Source organism: Kitasatospora sp. NPDC057015 (assembly GCF_042673745.1).
Classification (GTDB): domain Bacteria; phylum Actinomycetota; class Actinomycetes; order Streptomycetales; family Streptomycetaceae; genus Kitasatospora.
Window position 1 is genome coordinate 23,383 of the sequence record NZ_JBHUSG010000009.1, and the last position, 20,971, is coordinate 44,353.

Sequence of the window (20,971 nt, forward strand, 5' to 3'; positions counted from 1 at the left end):
CCCGCTCAGCGGCTCTCGACGGTGGCGCACTGCCACTGGCCGGTCCGGCGGTGCCGCTCCAACCGGAACGCCACCACGCACTGGCGGGCGCCGAGCTCCACCCGGACGCACGCCTCCAGCACGCCGCCGGAGGGCGCGCCGTGGTGGACCCGGCCCAGCCGCGGGCGGGCCGCGGCGTGGCCGCGCGGGCGCAGCGGCCCCGAGCGGACGAGTGCGGTGAGCCGGCCGTAGCCGTCCAGGGTGGTGTGGCGCTGGAGCTGGCCGGCCGGGCGGACGCCGGCGAGCACCTCGACCAGCCGCAGGGCGAAGCGGCCGGCCAGCTCCGCGCGCAGGGCCCGCTCGACGCCGCCGTCCGGGGAGCCCGGACCGCCGGGAGAGTCGGGGGAGCCGTGCGGGGCCGGTGCGCAGGCGGCTCGCGGGTGGCGGGGCAGGCGCGGACCGGCGGGCGGGTGCGGGTGCGGGTGCGGGTGAGCGGTGTGGTGCGGCGCCTGCTGAGTGGCGGCGGGCCCGGCGGCGGGCCCGGCGATCCCGTGGCGGCGGGCCTCGTGGTGCTGGGCGAGGGGCCGGATCCGCGGGGTGCGGACGGCGGGCGGCAGCGGGCGGGCGTGCCGGACCGCGCCGTGCTGGCCGGCGCCGTGCGGGGCGGCGATGTGCTGCGGGGCGCCGGTGGGCCGGCCGGCGCCGTACTGGGTGGCGGTGGACTCGATCATGCGCGGTACCCCCGGTTCGGGCAGGAAGGGCGGGCCGGGCTCGGCTCACGCCGGGCGCGGCCCCGTCGCAACCTGGCCGCAGCCTTGGTATCGGCTCCCGGGAGGCGGGCGAGAGCGGCCCGGCGGGGGCCGGGCGGGCCCGCCCCGGTGTCACCTATCCGGGTGAGCACGCCTGGCACCGCCGGGGCCGGCCGTGGTTCGCCCCGGCGCCCGGTTGACGCCCCGCACCCGGGGAGAGGCCTCGAAGGGGGACGGCCCGGCCTGTGAATTCTGTGGGTCGGGTCGAGCGTGGCGGGGATACTACCCGCCGGTAGCGCGGAGGATCGGGACGGGGCCCCGCCGGGAGCCCGCGGAGACGAGGGGCGGCTGGCGATGGTGACGCAGGCTTCGACGAGCGACGGCAGGGCGGCGGCGCCCGCCGCGGGCGCGGTCAGGCGCGGTCTGGTCCTCGGCGGTGGCGGCATGCTCGGCGCGGCCTGGACGATCGGCGCGCTCTGCGCCGTCGAGGAGGCGACCGGGCACCGGTCCGGCCGGGCCGAGGTGCTCCTCGGGACCTCGGCCGGGTCCATCCTGGGCGCCCTGCTGGCCGGCGGCGTCCGTGCGGAGGAACTGCGCGACCACCAGCGCGGCCTGCCGATCACCAGCGGGCCGCTGGCCGGGGTGGACTTCGACTACGAGACGGCGGTCGGCGGCGCCCTGCCGCCCCGGCCCCGGGCCGGCATCGGCTCGCCCGGCCTGCTGCGGGACGCCGTCCGGCACCCGCGCGAGTACCCCTGGCTGACCATGGTGTCGGCGGTGGTGCCCACCGGGCGCGGCTCGGTGGCGCCGGTGGGCGAGTTGGTCCGCTCGCTGGCCGGCCCGGGCGGCCGGCCGCAGGACACGGCCCTGCGGGTGGTGGCGGTCGACTACCGCACCGGCCGCCGGGTGGTCTTCGGCGACCCCGGCGCGCCGCCCGTCGAGACGGCGGAGGCGGTGATGGCCTCCTGCGCGATCCCGGGCTGGTTCGCCCCGGTGGAGGTGGCGGGCAGCCCCTACGTGGACGGCGGCTGCTGGTCGGCCACCAACGCCGACCTGATGCTCGGGCGCGGCCTGGACGAGGTGTACGTGCTCGCCCCGATGGCGCTGCGACTGCACCCGCGCGGCCCGGCCGAGCCCGGCCGGGGGACGCTGTCGGCGCTGCGGGAGTGGCGCGAGCGGGACCGCCCGCGGGGCGTGCTGGCGCAGCTGGTGAGCCGCTACCGGCGCTCGGTGACCCGCCAGCTGCTGCGCGAGGCCCGGCAACTGCGGTCCGCCGGCATCCGGGTGCAGCTGCTCGCGCCGACGCTGGAGGACCTCGCGGTGATGGGCCCCAACATGATGGACCCGGCCCGTCGCGGCGCCGTGCTGGAGACCGCGCTGCGCACCAGCCGGGCCGCGCTGGCCGGGGTGCACTGAGCGCCGGGGGCCCGGCCGGGGGCGGGTGGCGGGCGCCCGGGGGTTCCGCGCGGGCGAACGGGATGAACCGGCGATCACGGGCGCCGTATTCTCTGTCGTAGCCGTCCGAAGGCCGTGCCGTACGAAGACCTGGAGAGTGCCCCGATGCGCGTGTACGTGCCCACCACCCTGAACGGCCTGGCGGCGGCGCATCCGGGCGGCGCGCTGGAGCAGTCGGCGGCGTACGCCGTGACCCCCGCGCTGCGCGAGTGGTACGTCAGCGAGGACCTGGAGGAGCTGGAGTACGCGGCGCTGAACCGGGCCGCCCAGTCCTCGCTGCGGCTGCTCGCCGTCGACCCCGACGCTCCGCGCCGACGCGTGGTGCTGGCCCTGGACGTGCCGGACGCGGCGGTGCGGCCGTACCCCGGCGACGAGTACCAGGACCAGGCCTCGCTCGGCCGGATCGTGCTGACCGGGCCGGTGCCGCTGGCGAAGGCCGCCGCCGTGCACGCGGACCCGGCCGACGGGGACGTGGTCGAGGACGTCGCCGCCGCGGTGGCCGCGATCACCGCCGCCGACGCGGGCGACCAGGACGCCCAGTTCACCGTGGACGGCGCCGAGGACCACGACCTGCTCTGGTTCGCCACCCAGGAGATCCCGGCCCTGCTGGCCTGAGCCCCGGCTCCGCCACGGCCGGTCGGGCCCGGGTCCGCGCCGGGGTCCGCCGCCGGGACTTCCGGTCGGCCGGGCGCTCCGGTTACCGTTCCGAGGTGCGCACTCACATCGTCTGGGACTGGAACGGCACGCTCTTCCACGACATGGAGGCGGTGCTCGGCGCGAGCAACGCCGCCTTCGCGACCCTCGGCATCGCGCCGCTGAGCCTGCAGGAGTACCGGGAGCAGTACGAGATCCCGATCCCGCGGTTCTACGAGCGGCTGCTCGGACGGCTGCCCAGCGACGCGGAGTGGATCCTGCTCGACGACGCGTTCCACGACCGCTACCACGAGCTGAGCCCGACCTGCGGGCTGACCGAGGGTGCGCTCGGGCTGCTGAGCTCCTGGGGCGAGGCCGGCCACAGCCAGTCGCTGCTGTCGATGTACGAGCACGACCGGCTGGTGCCGGTGGTCGAGCGGTTCGGGATCAGCGGGCACTTCGCCCGGGTCGACGGCCGCAGCGGGCCCTCGGGCGGCCAGAAGGCGGGCTACCTCTCCCGGCACCTGGCGGCGCTCGGGGAGCGGGTGGACCCGGCCCGCACCGTGCTGATCGGCGACGCCGCCGACGACGCCCGGGCCGCACTGAGCGTCGGCGCCCACGCGGTGCTCTACACCGGCGGCTCGCACACCCGCGAGAAGCTGGAGCCGGTCGGGGTCCCGGTGGTGGACACCCTGGCGGAGGCGGTCGAGCTGGCCGGCCGGCTGACGGCCTGATCCGGCCGGCCGGGCGGAGGGCCCCGGTCTGACGGCGTGTCGGGCGCCACGCGGCCGAGGGCGTGTCAGACCGGCGCGAACGGTGCGGAACTGGTCAGTCTGGGACGAACGCCATCCACGGCGCGTACCGGAACGAGCGGAGCCAGCATGCCCATCGACGCAGTGACCCAGGTCCCGACCCCGGTCAACGAACCGGTGCACGGCTACGCGCCGGGCAGCCCCGAGCGGGCCCGGCTGGAGCGGAGACTGGACGAGCTGGCGGCCGAGGCGATCCCGCTGCCGATGACCGTCGCGGGTGAGCAGCGGTTCGGCGGCGGCGAGCGGATCGACGTCGTCCAGCCGCACCACCACGCGGCCAAGCTGGGGGTGCTCGGCAACGCCACTCGGGAGGACGCCCGCCTCGCGGTGGACGCGGCGCTGGCCGCCGGGCCGCGCTGGCGCTCGCTCTCCTTCGACGACCGGGCGGCGGTGTTCCTGCGCGCGGCCGAGCTGCTGGCCGGCCCGTGGCGGGAGACCGTCGCGGCGGCCACCATGCTCGGGCAGTCCAAGACGGCGCAGCAGGCCGAGATCGACGCACCCTGCGAGCTGGTCGACTTCTGGCGGTTCAACGTGCACTTCGCCCGGCAGATCCTGGCCGACCAGCCGCTCTCCTCGCCGGGCCAGTGGAACCGCACCGACCACCGGCCGCTGGAGGGCTTCGTCTACGCGGTCACGCCGTTCAACTTCACCGCCATCGCCGGCAACCTGCCGACCGCGCCCGCCCTGATGGGCAACACCGTGGTCTGGAAGCCGGCGCCCGCCCAGACGCTCTCCGCCCACTACCTGATGCGGGTGCTGGAGGAGGCCGGACTGCCGCCCGGCGTGATCAACATGGTGACCGGGGACGGCGTGCAGGTGTCGCAGGTGGCGCTGGCCGACCCCGCCCTGGCCGGGCTGCACTTCACCGGCTCGACCGCCACCTTCCAGTCGCTGTGGAAGGCCGTCGGCGCCAACATCGCCGGCTACCGGACCTACCCGCGGATCGTCGGCGAGACCGGCGGCAAGGACTTCCTGCTCGCGCACCGCTCCGCCGACCCGGACGCCCTGCGGACCGCGCTGATCCGCGGCGCCTTCGAGTACCAGGGCCAGAAGTGCTCGGCGCTCTCCCGGGCCTACCTGCCGCGCAGCCTCTGGCAGCGGATCAAGGACGAGTTCCTGGCCGAGGTGGACGCGATCACCGTCGGCGACGTCTCCGACCTCAGCAACTTCATGGGCGCCCTGATCGACCGGCGGGCCTTCGAGCGGAACAGGGGGGCCATCGACCGGGCCGTGCAGGACCCGACCGTGGAGCTGGCGGCGGGCGGGCAGTACGACGACGCCATCGGCTGGTTCGTCCGCCCGACCGTGCTGGTGTCGGCCGACCACCGCAACGAGATCTTCCGGACCGAGTACTTCGGGCCGATCCTCGCGGTGCACGTGTACGAGGACGCCCGCTGGGACGACGTGCTGCGCCGGGTCGACGCGGGCGCCGCGTACGGCCTGACCGGCGCGGTGATGGCGCGGGACAGGTTCGCCGTCGCCCAGGCGCTGGAGGAGCTGCGGTTCGCGGCGGGCAACGTGTACGTCAATGACAAGCCGACCGGCGCGGTGGTGGGGCAGCAGCCGTTCGGCGGCGGACGGGCGTCCGGCACCAACGACAAGGCCGGCGCGGCGCAGAACCTGCTGCGCTGGACCTCGGCGCGCTCGATCAAGGAGACCTTCGTGGCGCCGGCCGAGTACCGCTACCCGCACATGGGCTGAGCGCCGGGTGGCCGGCGGCTGAACCCCCGGCGGCGGCCGGTCGGACCGGCGCCGGTCCGCGGCGGGCCTTTGGACAAGGTGTCCAGGACGGACCGGTCTTCCTGCGGGATTGTGCCTACCTGTCCCCTGACACCTTCGTTTCCTCCGGTTAGGCTGACTGACGTCGTCGGGTTGGCTCCGCAGGCCAAAACACCGTCTCTTACCCGGCTGACGGGCATTTCATGCGTGCCATGAACGCCTTTCAGTCGGAAGGTGCGGCAGGATTGCGGACGTGGCCCGGCGGTGCACACCCACACACCACCGAGTCACGCAACGGCGCGCGACAGGAGCCAAACAGCCATGCAGACCAAGCTGGACGCAGCCAAGGCCGAACTGCTCACCAAGGCAGCAGCAGCCGCTGAGAACAGCCAGGTGGGGGGAGCGGCGCCAGGGGAGGGTCTGAGCAACGGTGCTCTGACCGCGTACCTGCACCACTACTACCTCCACACCGCCCCCGAGGACCTGCTCAGCCGGGACCCGGTCGACGTGTACGGGGCCGCCGCCTCGCACTACCGCCTCGGGCTCAAGCGGCCCCAGGGGACCGCCGAGGTCCGGGTGCACACCCCGAGCGTCGAGGAGAACGGCTGGTCCTGCGGCCACACCGTGGTCGAGGTCGTCACCGACGACATGTCCTTCCTGGTCGACTCGGTGACCAACGAGCTGTCCCGCCAGGACCGCGCGATCCACGTGGTGATCCACCCCCAGCTGGTCGTCCGCCGTGACATCACCGGCAGGCTGCTGGAGATCCTGGACATCGACGCCTGCTCGCGCAGCCAGGCCGCCGGCGCCGAATGGCCCGCCGACGCCGTGGTCGAGTCCTGGATGCACATCGAGATCGACCGCGAGACGGACCGCGAGGACCTCCGCGCCATCGAGTCCGACCTGCGCCGCGTCCTCGGTGACGTCCGCGAGGTCGTCGAGGACTGGTCGAAGATGCGCGAGTCGGCGCTGAGACTGGCCGACGAGCTCGCCGAGGAGCCCCCGGCGCACCTGCCCGAGCAGGAGGTCGGCGAGGCCTGGGAGCTGATGCGCTGGCTCGCCGACGACCACTTCACCTTCCTCGGCTACCGCGAGTACGACCTGGTCGAGCACGAGGGCGAGGAGGTCCTGCGGGCCGTCGCCGGCACCGGCCTGGGCATCCTGCGCTCCGACCCGCTCAGCCACGACACCGACCACCACCCGGTCAGCGAGGCCTTCGGCCGGCTCTCCGCGCCGGTCCGCGCCAAGGCGCACGAGAAGAAGCTGCTCGTCCTCACCAAGGCGAACAGCCGGGCCACCGTGCACCGCCCCGCCTACCTCGACTACGTCGGCGTGAAGCGGTTCGACGCCAACGGCGAGGTGATCGGCGAGCGCCGCTTCCTCGGCCTGTTCTCCGCCGCCGCGTACACCGAGTCGGTCTCCCGGATCCCGGTCGTGCGCCGCAAGGTGCAGGACGTGGTGAGCGCCTCCGGCTTCTCCAGCGACAGCCACGACGGCCGCGACCTGCTCCAGATCCTGGAGACCTTCCCCCGCGACGAGATCTTCCAGACCCCCGCCGAGGAACTGCTCCAGATCGCCACCAGCGTGCTCTACCTGCAGGAGCGCCGCCGGCTGCGGCTGTTCCTGCGCCAGGACGAGTACGGCCGGTACTTCTCCGCGCTGGTCTACCTGCCGCGCGACCGCTACACCACCCGCATCAGGCTGCGCCTGATGGACATCCTGATGCAGGAGCTGAACGGCGCCGCGATCGACTACACGGTGTACGCCACCGAGTCGGTGCTGACCCGCCTGCACTTCGTCGTCCGGGTCACCCCCGGCAGCGAGCTGCCGCACCTGTCGGACGCCGAGGTCGAGCGGATCGAGGGCAAGCTCGCCGAGGCCGCCCGGTTCTGGATGGACGGCTTCAACGACCAGCTGCACATCGAGCTGGGCGAGGAGCGGGCCGCGGACCTGTCCCGCAGGTACGCCAACGCCTTCCCCGACGGCTACCGCGCCGACTTCACCGCGCGCACCGCCGTCGCCGACCTCAAGCAGATCGAGTCGCTGGCCGGCGAGGGCGACTTCCGCCTGAACCTGTACCAGCCGGTCGGCGCGGGCGACGACGAGCGCCGCTTCAAGATCTACCGGGTCGGCGGCCCGATCTCGCTGACCGAGGTCCTGCCCGTCCTGCAGCGCCTGGGCGTCGAGGTGCTCGACGAGCACCCGTACGCGCTGACCCGCTCGGACCACAGCACCGCCTGGGTCTACGACTTCGGCCTGCGGCTGCGCGAGGGCACCGAGCTGACCGACGAGGCCCGCGAGCGCGTCCAGGAGGCCTTCGCCGCCACCTGGACCGGCCAGGCCGAGAACGACGGCTTCAACGGCCTCGTGCTCACCGCCGGGCTCACCTGGCGCCAGGCGATGATGCTGCGCGCCTACGCCAAGTACCTGCGCCAGGCCGGCAGCACGTTCTCCCAGGACTACATGGAGGACGCGCTCCGCAACAACGCCCACACCACCCGCCTGCTGGTCAACCTCTTCGAGGCCCGGCTGAGCCCCAGCCACCAGCTGGGCGCGCTGGAGCTGACCGAGGGCATCGTCGAGGAGCTGTCCGGCGCCCTCGACGAGGTGGTCTCGCTGGACGAGGACCGCATCCTGCGCTCCTTCCTGCACCTCATCCAGGCGACCCTGCGCACCAACTTCTTCCAGCACTCCAGCGAGACCGGCGACTGGCACCGCTACGTCTCGATGAAGTTCGACCCCCAGGCGATCCCGGACCTGCCGGCCCCGCGCCCGGCGTTCGAGATCTGGGTCTACTCCCCGCAGGTCGAGGGCGTGCACCTGCGCTTCGGCAAGGTCGCCCGCGGCGGGCTGCGCTGGTCCGACCGGCGCGAGGACTTCCGCACCGAGATCCTCGGCCTGGTCAAGGCCCAGATGGTGAAGAACACCGTCATCGTCCCGGTCGGCGCCAAGGGCGGGTTCGTCGCCAAGCAGCTGCCGGACCCCTCGGTGGACCGCGACGCCTGGCTGGCCGAGGGCATCTCCTCGTACAAGACCTTCATCTCGGCGCTGCTCGACATCACCGACAACCTCAAGGCCGGCGAGGTCGTCCACCCCGCCGACGTGGTCCGCCACGACGAGGACGACACCTACCTGGTGGTCGCCGCCGACAAGGGCACCGCGACCTTCTCGGACATCGCCAACGGCGTCGCCGAGTCGTACGGCTTCTGGCTGGGCGACGCCTTCGCCTCCGGCGGCTCGGCCGGCTACGACCACAAGGGCATGGGCATCACCGCCCGCGGTGCCTGGGAGTCGGTCAAGCGCAACTTCCGCGAGCTGGGCCACGACACCCAGAGCGAGGACTTCACGGTCGTCGGCATCGGCGACATGTCCGGTGACGTGTTCGGCAACGGCATGCTGCTCAGCGAGCACATCCGCCTGGTCGCCGCCTTCGACCACCGGCACATCTTCCTCGACCCGAACCCGGACGCGGCCGTCTCCTACGCCGAGCGGCGCCGGCTCTTCGACCTGCCGCGCAGCTCCTGGGACGACTACGACAAGTCGCTGGTCTCCACCGGCGGCGGCGTGTTCCCGCGCAGCGCCAAGTCGATCCAGCTCAGCTCGCAGGCGCGGGCCGTGCTCGGCATCGCGCAGGCCCGGCTCACCCCGGCCGAGCTGATGAAGGCGATCCTGCAGTCGCCCGTCGACCTGTTCTGGAACGGCGGCATCGGCACCTACGTCAAGGCCTCCACCGAGACCAACGCCGAGGTCGGCGACAAGGCCAACGACGCCATCCGGGTCAACGGCAGCGACGTCCGCGCCCGGGTCATCGGCGAGGGCGGCAACCTCGGCTGCACCCAGCTGGGCCGGATCGAGTTCGCGGCGTCCGGCGGCCCCGAGCAGACCGGCGGCTGGATCAACACCGACGCCATCGACAACTCGGCCGGCGTCGACACCTCGGACCACGAGGTGAACATCAAGATCCTGCTCAACCAGGTCGTCGCCGACGGCGACATGACCGTCAAGCAGCGCAACAAGCTGCTCGCCGAGATGACCGACGAGGTCGGCCACCTGGTGCTGCGCAACAACTACGCGCAGAACGTGGTGCTGGCCAACGCCGTCGCGCAGGCCGTCAGCATGGTCAACGTGCACTCCCGGATGATCAACCGCCTGGAGGCGGACGGCCGGCTCGACCGGGCGCTGGAGTTCCTGCCCACCGAGCGGCAGATCCGCGAGCGCCAGCAGAACGGCCGCGGGCTCTCCCAGCCCGAGCTGTCCGTCCTGCTCGCCTACACCAAGATCACCCTGGCCGACGAGCTGCTCGCCACCGAGCTGCCCGACGACCCGTACTTCCGCACCGCCCTCCAGGAGTACTTCCCGAGCGCCCTACGGGCCCGCTTCGCCGAGGCGATCGACGCCCACGCCCTGCGCCGGGAGATCATCACCACCCTGATCGTGAACGACACGATCAACCGCGGCGGCTGCACCTTCGCCTTCCGCCTGCGGGAGGAGACCGGCGCGACGTACGAGGAGATCGCCCGCACCCACACCGCGGCCCGCGCGGTCTTCGGCCTGGAGCAGATCTGGGCCGAGATCGAGGGCCTCGACACCAGGGTGTCGGCCCGGGCGCAGACCAAGATGCGCCTGCACTCCCGCCGGCTGGTCGAGCGCGCCACCCGGTGGATGCTCAACAACCGCCGCCAGCCGCTGGACATCGCCGGCACCATCGAGTTCTTCCACGACCGCGTGAACCAGGTCTGGGGCTCGCTCCCCAAGCCGCTGCGCGGGGAGGACCTCGTCTGGTTCGAGTCCGTCTACGGGGAGCTCGCCGCCGCCGGCGTCCCGGAGGGCCTCGCCACCCGCATCGCGGGCCTGTCCTCGACCTTCCCGACCCTGGACATCACCGAGGTCGCGGACCGCTCCGGCAAGGACGTCGCCGAGGTCGCCGACCTCTACTACGACCTCGCCGACCGCCTGCAGATCACCCACCTGCTGGACCGCATCATCGAGCTCCCGCGGGTCGACCGCTGGTCCTCGATGGCCCGCGCGGCCATCCGCGAGGACCTCTTCGCGGCCCACGCGGCGCTGACGGCCGACATCCTGGCCTGCGGCGGCGAGGGCGCCACCCCCGAGGAGCGCTACACGGCCTGGGCCGAGCTCAACGCCACCCTGCTCAACCGGGCCAAGAGCACCCTCGACGACATAAGGGGTTCGGACAACTACGAGCTGTCCAGCCTCTCGGTCGCCATGCGGGTGATCCGTACGCTGCTGCGCACGGGCTCGATGCGCTGACGCAGGCAGGCACTCCGGGCGAGGGCGGGACCGCACACGGCGGCCCCGCCCTCGCCCGTTGCGCTACCCTCCGGCCGTCGGCCCGCGCCCGCCCCGCGCCCGGGCCGCACTGTGGCCCGGATCACACGGAACCCGGCCGGCCCGGCGGACAGGTGGGGGTGTGGAACTGTCACTGCGGGCCCGGCTGCGCGCCGGGGACCAGACCGCGCTGGGGGAACTGTTCGACGAGCAGGCACCGGACCTGTACCGCTACGCGGTGCGGGCGTCGGGGGACTGGGCGACGGCCGAGGACGTCGTCTCCCTGACCTTCCTGGAGGCCTGGCGACTGCGCGGGAAACTGCGCGAGGAGGGGGAGAGCGTACGGCCCTGGCTGTACGGGATCGCGGCGAACGTGCTGCGCAACACCGCCCGGGCCGCCCGGCGCCACCAGGCGGCACTGAGCAGGATGCCGGCCCGGGGGGTGGTGCCCGACTTCGCCGACGAGCTGGTCGGGCGGCTGGACGACAGCGCGCGACTGGCGGCCGCGCAGCGGGCGCTGGCCCGGCTGCGGCGCGGGGACCGCGAGGTGTTCACGCTCTGCGTGTGGGCCGGACTGGACTACGCGGGGGCGGCGCAGGCGCTGGGCGTGCCGGTGGGGACGGTGCGCTCCCGGTTGTCCCGGGCCCGGACCAGGCTGCGCGAACTGGCGCGGGAGGAGCTGGAATCCGGTCGGGAACCCGGCGGTGGCAGCGGACAGGTACAGGGTGGCCGCACGAACGCGGCCCGGTCGATGCGGGAGACGAGCCGATGAACGCCGAGCACGACGAAGCCCGGGAGCGGGCGGAGCTGAGCAGCCTGCTGCCGGCCCCGGCGGAGCCGGAACTACCCGTGGACCGTCACCGGTTGTTGAGGGGACACCTGATGAACGAGATCACCGAGGCACCGCGGCCGGCACCCCGCCGCACCCGCCGGCTCGGCTGGCTGGCACTGCCGGCGCTGGCCGGGGGCCTGGCGCTCGCCGTGGTGCTGGCCGACGGAGGGGCCGGCGCCCCGGCCGCGCCGCCGGCGGCGGAGGGCGCGCCGCTGAACGTGGCGCCGGTCGCCGTCGCCCAGGTGCTGGACCACGCGGCGCAGGTCGCGGAGAGCAAGCCAGCCACGGCCGTGACGGGCGGACAGTTCACCTACGTCAAGAGCCTGGTCGCGTTCAGCGGCGTGACCGCGTCCGCCGGCGGCGTCTCCGAGGTCACCCATGACGCCCCGCACCAGCGGGAACTCTGGCTGTCGGCGGACGGCAAGCAGTGGGGGGTGCTGATCGAGGAGGGCTGGAAGCCGGTGCCGGCGGAGCCGCGCGGCGGCAAGGACAAGTCCAGGCCGGGCGAGCCCGCGCCGCGCACGGACGGCGGCCAGTGGCTGGAGCCGAACACCAGGCCCGGGCTGAACGGCCCGACCTACGAGTACCTGGCGGGGCTGCCGACCGACCCGGAGACCCTGCTGCGGAAGGTGTACAAGGAGACCAAGGGCCAGGGGCAGACCCCCGACCAGGAGGCCTTCGTGACCATCGGCGACCTGCTGCGCGAGCAGGTCGCGCCGCCGGCGGTGAGCGCGGCCCTGTACCGGGCGGCGGCCCGGATCCCCGGCGTCAGCGCCCTCGACGACGCGGTCGACGCCTCGGGCCGGCACGGCGTGGCGGTGGCCCTGGTGCACGGCGGCGTCCGGACGGAGTGGATCTTCGACCGGAGCAGCTACGAGTTCCTGGGCGAGCGCGAGGTGGTGGTGGACACCGGCAACGCCTGGGGCGCGCCGGGCACGGTGGTCGGCCAGAGTGCGGTGCTGGGCCGCGGGGTCGTCGACGCGGCGGGGGAGCGCCCGCAGCGGTAGCCGGGCGGGCGGCGGGTGCGGGGGCGGACCCCGTACCCGCCGTTCCTGTTCGTCGGGCCCGTTCGCTGGGCCGTTCGTCGGGCCCGTTCGCTGCGGCCGTCCGCTGTGCCCGTTCGCCTACCTGCCGGGCGCCCGCCCGGCTACTGCGCCGCGGCCCGCTGCAGCGCGCTGGCGAGCAGGGCCAGGTCGGTCGGCCCGTTGCCGAGCTCACGGACCGGGCGGCGGGCCGGCGGGGCGCCGAGCCGGGCCGGGTCTATCGCGACGACGGTCGGCCGCAGGGTCGCGGTGCGCGGGATGCGACCGCTGATCCGGGCGGTCTGGAACGCCGACACCCCGCCGTCCGGCAGCCGCAGGTAGCCGCGGCCCGGGGTGTGCTCGTCCAACGCGGCGGCGTCGCCCAGGTGGATCAGCAGGTCCGAGTCGGACGGGTAGTCGGTGCGCAGGGCGATCCGCAGCAGTGCGGCCTCGTCCACCTCGGTGCCCGCCGTCTCCTCCGGCTGGCCGGTGGTCACGACCAGGTGGACGCCCAGCGGCCCGCCGCGCCGCGCGACCGCGGCCAGGGCCCGGGCCAGCGGGCGACCGGCCGCGGAGGTGGGGGAGAGCAGTGCCTCGTAGTCGTCGACCGCGACGATCAGGCGGGCGGGTGACTCGGCGGGCCCGCCGGCGGGGGCCGGGGCGGCGGAGCCGTCCCGCGGCCGGCCGACCCGGACACCGGCCTCGGCCGGGCCGCCGCCCGCCGCCCCGGTGGGGGTCGGGTCGCCGGGGGCGCCACCGGCTCGGGCCGCCGCGGCGACGGCGCCGACGCCGGCGAGGGCGGTGGCCGGCGCGGGGCCGCCGCCGTTCAGGCCGTACGCGTCGAGTCCGGGGCCGCCCGGGGCCCGCCCGCCCCGGCCGTGCCCGCCCAGGCGTTGCCCGTCCAGGCTGTGCCCGTCCAAGCTGTGCCCGTCCAAGATTCTGGCCGCGTGCCAGGAGGCGAAGTCCAGCCCGTCGAAGAGCCGCTCGCGCCGGGTGAGCTCGTCGAGCAGGGCCTCGGCGGTCAGCAGCGCCTGCCGGGGGTCGGCGGCGGCGTTCACGTGGGTGGTGACGTGCGGCAGCTCGGTACAGCCGCGCAGGCCCGACTGCTCGTCGCCGTCGGCCGGGGCGCGGCCCTCGACCACCATCACCGAGAGCCGCTCCGGGCGCTCGGAGACGGCCAGCGAGGCGATCAGGGAGCGCAGCAGTTCGGTCTTGCCCGAGCCCCGCGCGCCGCCGGCCAGCAGGTGCGGGCCGCCCGGGTCGGGGGAGGGCAGGGTGAGCTCGGGGTCGGCGAGGTCGATGCCGCAGAGCTCGTCCCGGGTGGTGCCGATCAGGGCGGTCGCGGTGGCGATGCCGGTCGGCAGGGCCTGCCAGCGGGCGGAGAGCTTGGCGGGGGTGACGCTGTCCAGCTGGAGCAGGTCGAGCAGCCGCAGGGAGTCGGGCAGCGGGCCGCGGGTGGCGGGGGTGGCCTCCCGCAGCGGGGCGAGGTGGCGGGCCAGCCGCTCCGCCCAGGCGTCCGAGACGCCGTCCAGCGAGACGTCCCGGATGCTCTCGCGCCCGCCGGCGACCGGGCGCTCGACGGTCAGGTGGGTGCCGACCTCGCCGGTGATCACGGCCCGGGCGCCGAGGCCGGCGGGCAGTAGCTCCGGCCGCTCGGCCAGGCAGACGGGGAACACGCCGACCGCCGGGCCCTGGCGCAGCAGCAGGTCCAGCGCCTGCCGGGCGGCCTCGGTGCCGGGCACGCCGTCGACCAGCAGGACGGTGGCGGGCAGGCCGGCGGCGCTGTCGGGGGCGGTGAGGCGGGCGGTGAGCTCGGTGAGGCGGGCACCCGCCTGCTCGTCGTCGAGGCCGAGCAGCAGCCGGCAGTCCTGGCCGTGCTGCGGGCGCAGGTGCGGCAGCCACAGGGCCCAGGCCCAGGTGTCGGCGCGGTCCTGCGGCGGCCGGGCGGCGTCGGCGTCGACCACCACGAGGCTGAGGCCGGTCGGCGGGTGCAGCGCGGCGAGCTGGGCGACCACGGCCCGGGTGAGCGCGTCGAGGCGGGCGCGCGGGCCGGCCAGGCCGAGGCTGCCGGCGGTCTGCAGGTCGAGCGTGACGGGGACGGCCGGCAGCAGGGCGCCGGGGCCGCCCGTCGGCGCTCCACCGGCCGGGGACTGCGGGAGGTCGCCGGTGCCCAGGCGCAGGGTCAGCGCGTCGGGGTGCGAGGGGCCGCGCTCCCAGAGCCGGGGGCCCGGGCCGAGCGCGTTGAGCAGCAGCGTGGCGAGGTCGGGCCAGCGCTCGCGCTGGGCGGCGGCCTGCCGGGCCCGGGCGGCGCTCTGCTGCTGCGCCGCGCCGTCGCGGTCGGCGTCGGCGGGTGCCGCGCCGCGTCCGAGGCGGCGGGAGAGCAGGGCCCGGGCCCGTCCGGCGGCGGGGGCCTCGGGGGCGGTCGGCGGCTCCGGCGCCGGCTGGGCGGGTTTGGGTGCGGCGGGGGCGGAGAGCTGGAGGTGGCCCAGGCCGTCGGGGAGGGCGGACCGGGCGGACGGCCCGGCGGGGGCGCCGCCGGCGGCGCCGGCGGTGGTGACCTGGAGGGTGGACTCGCCGAGCCGCAGCAGGCCGGGCTCGCCGAGCGGGACGGCCTCGTCCGGGCTGACGAAGCGGCCGTCCAGGGTGGTGCCGTTGGTGGAGCCCAGGTCGCGGACGGTCACGGTGCCGTCGCTCTCCAGGTGCAGGGAGAGGTGCAGCCGGGAGACGTCCGGGTCGTCGAGCGGGACGTCGGCCTCGCTGGAGCGGCCGACGGTGATCTCGCGGCCGTGCAGCCGGTGGACGCCGCCGGCGTCCGGGCCGCCGGTGATCCGCAGCTCGGCGGCGGCGGGGTCGGGCGCGTCGTCGTCGGCGGCCGGGTCGGGCTCGCCCAGGCTGAGGACGGCGCCGTCGAGCAGCGGCGGGTGGCCGAGCAGGGTGTGCTCGTCGACCCGGCGCGCGCCGGCGTACAGGTGCACGTGCGTCGCCGCGCGCGGGCCGCGTACGCCGACGGCACCGGCGAGGGCGCCGGCGACGGCGCCGAGGGCCGTGCCGACGGGGGCGGTGACCAGCACGTCCACGTAGGGGATGGCGGAGCCGGCGGCTGCCGGGCCGCTGCGCGGTCGGAGGACGGTCAGCCGGATCTGCATCTCGCCCGCGGTCCCTTCTGCTGGTACTGACGCCTGGTGCCGAACGCGTGCCGCCGTCCGCGGCGTGCCGGCGGAGGGCCTGGTGCGGTCTTTCTGCCTGGTGCGGTGCTGCTGCCTGCTGCGGTGCTGCTCGTACCCGGTGCCCGCCTGCCCGGCCCCGACCACGGGCCGCCCCGGGGGCGCCGCCGCCGTGGGGACGGATGGCCGCGCCGACCTTTGGGCCACAGGAGTGGTCAGCTCATCCTGCCATCCATCGCCGACAGTCCGCGCACGGTACCGGATTTGACGATCTTGCGATCATCGCCATGGTGGTGGCGACGGCCAGTCAGGTCAACCGCCGCCGCCCGGCCGGCGTCCTTCCCTGTGGAGGCCCCCGTCCGCGGGCCCGGCGGACCACCCCTGCGGGATGTCCCCGGGGCCCCGCGTGGCGGGCGGTCCGGACACATCGGAATCAGGATCCGTCACCGTTAGAGTGGCCCGAACACGGGCCCGGCAGGCTCACCGCACCGGCGGCGAGCGCCCCGCGGCAGCGGCCACGGCGAGGAGTGCGACAGGTGCGGCCAGTCGGCAGCAAGTATCTGCTTGAGGAGACCCTCGGACGGGGGGCCACCGGCACCGTGTGGCGTGCCCGGGTGCGCGAGGACGCCGTCGTGCCCGGCAGCGAGCCGGGCCAGCTGGTCGCGATCAAGGTGCTCCGGGAGGAGCTGGCGGCCGATCCGGACGTCGTGATGCGCTTCCTGCGGGAGCGCTCCGTCCTGGTGCGGCTCAGCCACCCCAACATCGTCCGGGTCCGCGACCTGGTGGTGGAGGGCGAGCTGCTGGCCCTGGTGATGGACCTGGTCGAGGGCCCCGACCTGTTCCACTACCTGCGCGGGAACGGCCCCTTCAGCCCGATCGCCGGGGCGCTGCTGATGGCCCAGATCGCCGACGCGCTGGCGGCCAGCCACGCCGACGGCGTCGTCCACCGCGACCTCAAGCCCGCGAACGTCCTGCTCGCCACCGTCCGGGTCGACGGCGCCGAGCAGATGCACCCGATGCTCACCGACTTCGGCATCGCCCGGCTCGCGGACTCCCCGGGCATCACCCGGACCCACGAGTTCGTCGGCACCCCGGCGTACGTCGCCCCGGAGTCCGCCGGCGGCCGGCCGCAGACCTCGGCGGTGGACGTCTACGGCGCCGGGATCATGCTGTTCGAGCTGGTCACCGGCCGACCGCCGTTCCAGGGGGACGGCCCGCTGGCGATCCTGCAGGCCCACCTGGCGCAGGAGCCGCAGCGGCCCTCGACCATGCCCGAGCCGCTCTGGACGGTGATCGAGCGCTGCCTGCGCAAGGACCCGGCGCAGCGGCCGAGCGCCACCTCGCTGGCCCGCGCGCTGCGGGTGGTCGCGGCCGGGGTCGGCGTGCACGCCTCCCCGGCGGCGGTGGACGAGGCCCTCGCGGTCGGCGCCCTGCTGCTGCCGGACCCGCAGCCCGCGCCGGTGGCCGGCGGGGACGTCACGGTGCCCGGCCTGCCGGGTGCGCCGTTCCTGCCGCCGCCGGTGCCGGCCGGCTCCGCGGACGCCACCCAGGTGCTGCCCGCCGGGGCCCGGTTCGCCCCGGCCGGCGACGGCTCGGCGGCCACCCAGGTGCTCCCGCCCGCCGGGTCGTACGGGTCGGCCGACCGGACCCGGATGATGCCGCCGCTGGAGCCGCCGGCCGGGCCGCCCGCGGCTGGCCGCGCCCCGGACCAGCCGGAGGCCCCGCACCCGTGGCAGACCCAGCTGCGGGCCGCCCGCGACCGCAACCAGCAGACCGAGATCGGTTACCTGGACCCGGAGGACCTGCAGGCCCCGCAGGTCGCGCCGCAGCCCTACCAGGCGGGCCGGCAGCAGCCGCCGCCGGCGGGCCCGTACGGGCCGCCGCAGGGGCGTCCGCAGGGGCCGGGCCAGGGGCAGCAGCAGCCGGGCTACGGGCAGGACCCGCGGCAGGGCGGACGGCAGGCCCAGCCGCCGGGCGGCTACGCCCAGCGGCCGCCGGTGGCCCCCGCGCCGTACCAGCCGTACCAGCCCGGCCGCCCGCCGCAGGGCGGGCCGCAGCAGTACGGGCAGCCGCAGGGGCCGCCCCAGGGCGGGCCGCAGCAGTACGGGCAGCAGGGGTACGGACAGCAGCAGCCCGTGCGCCAGCAGCCCCCGGGGCACCAGCAGCCGCAGCAGTCCCAGCAGCCGCAGGCGGGCCGCTACCAGGCCGGGCCGCCGCAGGGCGCCCAGGGCGGCCACCCGCCGGCCCCGCCCGCGGTGCCGCGCCGCGCCGAGCCGCCGGCCCCGCAGCGGCGGGAGCCGCAGCCGGCCCGCCGCGAGCCGCCCGTCCGCGAGCCCGCGCCCGAGCGCGAGCCGCGGCGGCGCAGCCGCAACCGGATGTACATCCCGGGGCTGGGCTGTCTGAAGGGCTGCCTGATGGTGCTGCTGGTGCTCGCGCTGGCCGCGCTGGCGCTGTGGAACTTCACGCCGCTCCCCGAGTACTGGGCCGACGTCCAGACCTGGATCGGGGATGCCAGCGACTGGATCAGCACCACCTGGAAGTCGTTCGGCGGCTGACCGCCGGGCCGGCGGTCCCGGCTCCGCCCGTCGGAGCCGGGATTGCCGACATGTCGACACTTCACGATATTTCCCGCCAAGTCCCGCCTGCCGGAACGCCCGCGGCGTCCCCCGGCGGCGGTCCGGACGCGTAGGTTGGTCGCTGACGCACCGACCTACCGAGCGCACAGCCACCCTCCGTGCGCTCCCGCCGCCCACGGAGCAGCATTGGCACGCAAGATCGGCAGCCGGTACACCGTCCACCAGGTGATCGGCCGTGGTTCGGCCGGGACGGTCTGGCTCGGCGAGGGCCCGGACGGCCCGGTGGCGGTCAAGCTGCTGCGCGAGGACCTGGCCGCCGACCAGGTGCTCGTCGGCCGCTTCGTCCAGGAACGGGCCGCCCTCACCGGCCTCGACCACCCCCGGGTGGTCGGCGTGCGCGACATGGTCGTGGACGGGGACGACCTCGCCCTGGTGATGGAACTCGTCCAGGGCACCGACCTGCGCTCGCGGCTGGAACGCGACGGCGTGCTGCCCCCGCAGGCCGCCGTCTCGGTGATCGCCGACGTCGCCGACGGCCTGGCCGCCGCCCACGCGGCCGGGATCGTCCACCGGGACGTCAAGCCGGAGAACGTCCTGCTCGACCTCGCCGCCCCGCCCGGCCCCGGCGGCGCACCGCGCGCCAAGCTCACCGACTTCGGCATCGCCCGCCTCGTCGACGCCCCCCGCCGCACCCGGGCGACCCGGATCATCGGCACCCCCGACTACCTCGCCCCGGAGATCATCGAGGGCCTGGAGCCGCGGGCCGCCGTCGACATCTACGCCCTGGCCACCGTGCTCTACGAGCTGCTGGCCGGCTTCACGCCGTTCGGCGGCGGCCACACCGGCGCGGTGCTGCGCCGGCACGTGACCGAGAGCGTGCCGCCCGTGCCGGGCCTGCCGGACGGGCTGTGGCGGATCATCGCCGAGTGCCTGGCCAAGGCACCGGCCTCCCGACTGCGGGCCGCCGAGCTGGCCGAGCGGCTGCGCGAGCAGCTGCCCGCCCTGGCCGGCCTGCCCGGCATCGTGGTCCCGGCGCAGGGCCGGGCGCCGGCGGAGGAGGCGCTGACGCCCGCCGAGGCGGTCTACGCCGAGGTGGACGCCGGACCGGGCACCCACCGGCGCCGGCGCGGCCCGGCCGTCCCGCTGGTGCCGGCCACGAACCCCGACTCCACCCGGGACACCCACACCAGCCTGCGCCGCCCCTCCCCGCAGGAGCTGGCCTCGTACGCCGCGGAGTCGCGGGCGCAGCGCGCGGTGCCCGCCGCCGGGCACCGCAAGGGCCGCCGCGCGCTGGTCCGCCGGCGCCGGCTGCTGGCCGTGCTGCTGGCCGTGGTGCTGCTGCTGGCGGGCGCCGCGGCCGCCTGGACGGCCTTCGCCGCCGAGCCCGGCGCGGGGGCGGGCGGCGGCGCCGGGACGCACGCCGGGGCCCCGCCGCGGGGCCCGCTGCCCCCGGTGTCGCCGATCGCCCCTCGCTAGCCATTAGGCTGGTGGCGTGGCAGCCGTCGATCCTTCCGAAGAAATCAAGTCCCTCGAAACGACCATGGGGTCCATCGAGGCCGTCCTCGACCTGGAGAAGATCCGGGCCGACATCGCGCGTCTGGAGGAGGAGGCAGCCGCCCCCAACCTGTGGGACGACCTGGCCAACGCGCAGAAGATCACCAGCCGGCTCTCCTTCCTCCAGGGCGAACTGCGCCGGGTGGAGAACCTGCACAGCCGCGTCGACGACCTCTCGGTCCTGTTCGAGCTGGCCGAGGCCGAGGACGACGCGGACACCCGCGCCGAGGCCGAGGTCGAGCTCGCGTCCGTGAAGAAGGCCGTCGAGGAGCTGGAGGTCCGCACCCTCCTGTCCGGCGAGTACGACGCCCGCGAGGCACTGATCAACATCCGCGCGGAGGCGGGCGGCGTCGACGCCGCCGACTTCGCCGAGCAGCTGATGCGGATGTACCTGCGCTGGGCCGAGCGGCACGGCTACCCGACCGAGGTCTACGACACCTCGTACGCGGAGGAGGCCGGCATCAAGTCCGCGACCTTCACCGTGAAGGCGCCGTACGCCTACGGCACCCTCTCGGTCGAGCAGGGCACCCACCGCCTGGTGCGCATCTCGCCGTTCGACAACCAGGGCCGCCGCCAGACGTCCTTCGCGGGCGTCGAGGTGCTGCCGGTCGTCGAGACGAGCGACCACGTGGAGATCGACGAGACCGAGCTGCGGGTGGACGTGTACCGCGCGTCCGGCCCCGGCGGCCAGGGCGTCAACACCACCGACTCGGCGGTGCGCATCACCCACCTCCCGACCGGCACCGTGGTCTCCTGTCAGAACGAGCGCTCGCAGATCCAGAACAAGGCCTCGGCGATGAACGTCCTCCAGGCCAAGCTGCTGGAGCTGCGCCGCAAGGAGGAGCGGGCCGCGATGGACGCCCTCAAGGACAGCGGCAGCTCCTGGGGCAACCAGATGCGCTCGTACGTGCTGCACCCGTACCAGATGGTCAAGGACGTCCGGACCGAGTTCGAGGTCGGCAACCCGCAGGCCGTCCTGGACGGCGACATCGACGGCTTCATCGAGGCCGGCATCCGCTGGCGCAAGCAGCGCGAGACCGCTGCGGAGTAGCCGCGGCACGGCGATACGAGAGGGGCCCCGACGGCGACGCCCGCCGGGGGCCCGGGGTATCGCCGCGGGGGCCGTGCGGGGCGGGCAGGTGGTGCGGGGGGGGTAACGGCACAGCGCGCCGTGCCCCCCCGGACGC

The 20,971-nt window shown here is 75.4% G+C and carries 12 protein-coding genes; 10 read left to right on the plus strand and 2 right to left on the minus strand.

Annotated elements, in window-relative coordinates; translation table 11 throughout:
• Positions 1-5: 5 nt before the first annotated feature.
• Entirely contained in the window at positions 6-710 is a 705-nt protein-coding gene (locus tag ACFTWP_RS11365; RefSeq protein ID WP_380264232.1) for an Rv3235 family protein, read from the minus strand.
• Positions 711-1,082: 372 nt separating this feature from the next.
• Between ACFTWP_RS11365 and ACFTWP_RS11370 the strand changes: the two genes are divergently transcribed.
• The 7 genes from ACFTWP_RS11370 (at position 1,083) to ACFTWP_RS11400 (ending at position 12,475) form a co-directional block, all read left to right on the plus strand.
• Positions 1,083-2,144 carry a patatin-like phospholipase family protein gene (locus ACFTWP_RS11370; RefSeq protein WP_380264233.1) on the plus strand — a complete coding sequence of 354 codons (1,062 nt, stop codon included), beginning with the start codon at positions 1,083-1,085 and terminating at the stop codon, positions 2,142-2,144.
• A 144-nt stretch (positions 2,145-2,288) separates the two neighbouring features.
• Complete coding sequence (locus tag ACFTWP_RS11375) at positions 2,289-2,798, plus strand: DUF6912 family protein (RefSeq protein ID WP_380264234.1); 510 nt, start codon at positions 2,289-2,291, stop codon at positions 2,796-2,798.
• Positions 2,799-2,893: 95 nt separating this feature from the next.
• Positions 2,894-3,550, plus strand: a complete 657-nt coding sequence (locus ACFTWP_RS11380; RefSeq protein WP_380264235.1) for an HAD family hydrolase — start codon at positions 2,894-2,896, stop codon at positions 3,548-3,550.
• 153 nt (positions 3,551-3,703) lie between these two features.
• Positions 3,704-5,329: an L-glutamate gamma-semialdehyde dehydrogenase gene (gene pruA, locus ACFTWP_RS11385; RefSeq protein WP_380264410.1), complete on the plus strand. Its 1,626-nt coding sequence runs from the start codon at positions 3,704-3,706 to the stop codon at positions 5,327-5,329.
• Between the two features lie 339 nt (positions 5,330-5,668).
• The gene (locus ACFTWP_RS11390; protein ID WP_380264236.1) at positions 5,669-10,618 is read left to right on the plus strand and encodes an NAD-glutamate dehydrogenase; all 4,950 of its coding nucleotides are present in this window, start codon (positions 5,669-5,671) and stop codon (positions 10,616-10,618) included.
• A 160-nt stretch (positions 10,619-10,778) separates the two neighbouring features.
• Positions 10,779-11,408, plus strand: a complete 630-nt coding sequence (locus tag ACFTWP_RS11395) for an RNA polymerase sigma factor (protein ID WP_380264237.1) — start codon at positions 10,779-10,781, stop codon at positions 11,406-11,408.
• The gene (locus tag ACFTWP_RS11400; protein ID WP_380264238.1) at positions 11,405-12,475 is read left to right on the plus strand and encodes a CU044_5270 family protein; all 1,071 of its coding nucleotides are present in this window, start codon (positions 11,405-11,407) and stop codon (positions 12,473-12,475) included. Before ACFTWP_RS11395 ends, ACFTWP_RS11400 begins: the two co-directional genes overlap by 4 nt.
• 140 nt (positions 12,476-12,615) lie before the next feature.
• On the opposite strand, the gene ACFTWP_RS11405 is transcribed toward ACFTWP_RS11400, so the two are convergent.
• Positions 12,616-15,636 carry an FHA domain-containing protein gene (locus ACFTWP_RS11405; protein ID WP_380264239.1) on the minus strand — a complete coding sequence of 1,007 codons (3,021 nt, stop codon included), beginning with the start codon at positions 15,634-15,636 and terminating at the stop codon, positions 12,616-12,618.
• Between the two features lie 554 nt (positions 15,637-16,190).
• Here ACFTWP_RS11405 and ACFTWP_RS11410 point away from each other — a divergent pair.
• The 3 genes from ACFTWP_RS11410 (at position 16,191) to prfB (ending at position 20,835) form a co-directional block, all read left to right on the plus strand.
• Positions 16,191-18,209, plus strand: coding sequence for a protein kinase (locus ACFTWP_RS11410; RefSeq protein WP_380264240.1), 2,019 nt, complete (start codon positions 16,191-16,193; stop codon positions 18,207-18,209).
• Positions 18,210-18,416: 207 nt separating this feature from the next.
• On the plus strand, positions 18,417-19,706 hold the full coding sequence (locus ACFTWP_RS11415; protein ID WP_380264241.1) for a serine/threonine-protein kinase: 1,290 nt from the start codon (positions 18,417-18,419) through the stop codon (positions 19,704-19,706).
• A gap of 16 nt (positions 19,707-19,722) precedes the next feature.
• A complete protein-coding gene (gene prfB, locus ACFTWP_RS11420) occupies positions 19,723-20,835 on the plus strand; it encodes a peptide chain release factor 2 (protein ID WP_380264242.1) in 1,113 nt (370 codons plus the stop codon).
• The last annotated feature ends 136 nt before the right edge of the window (positions 20,836-20,971 follow it).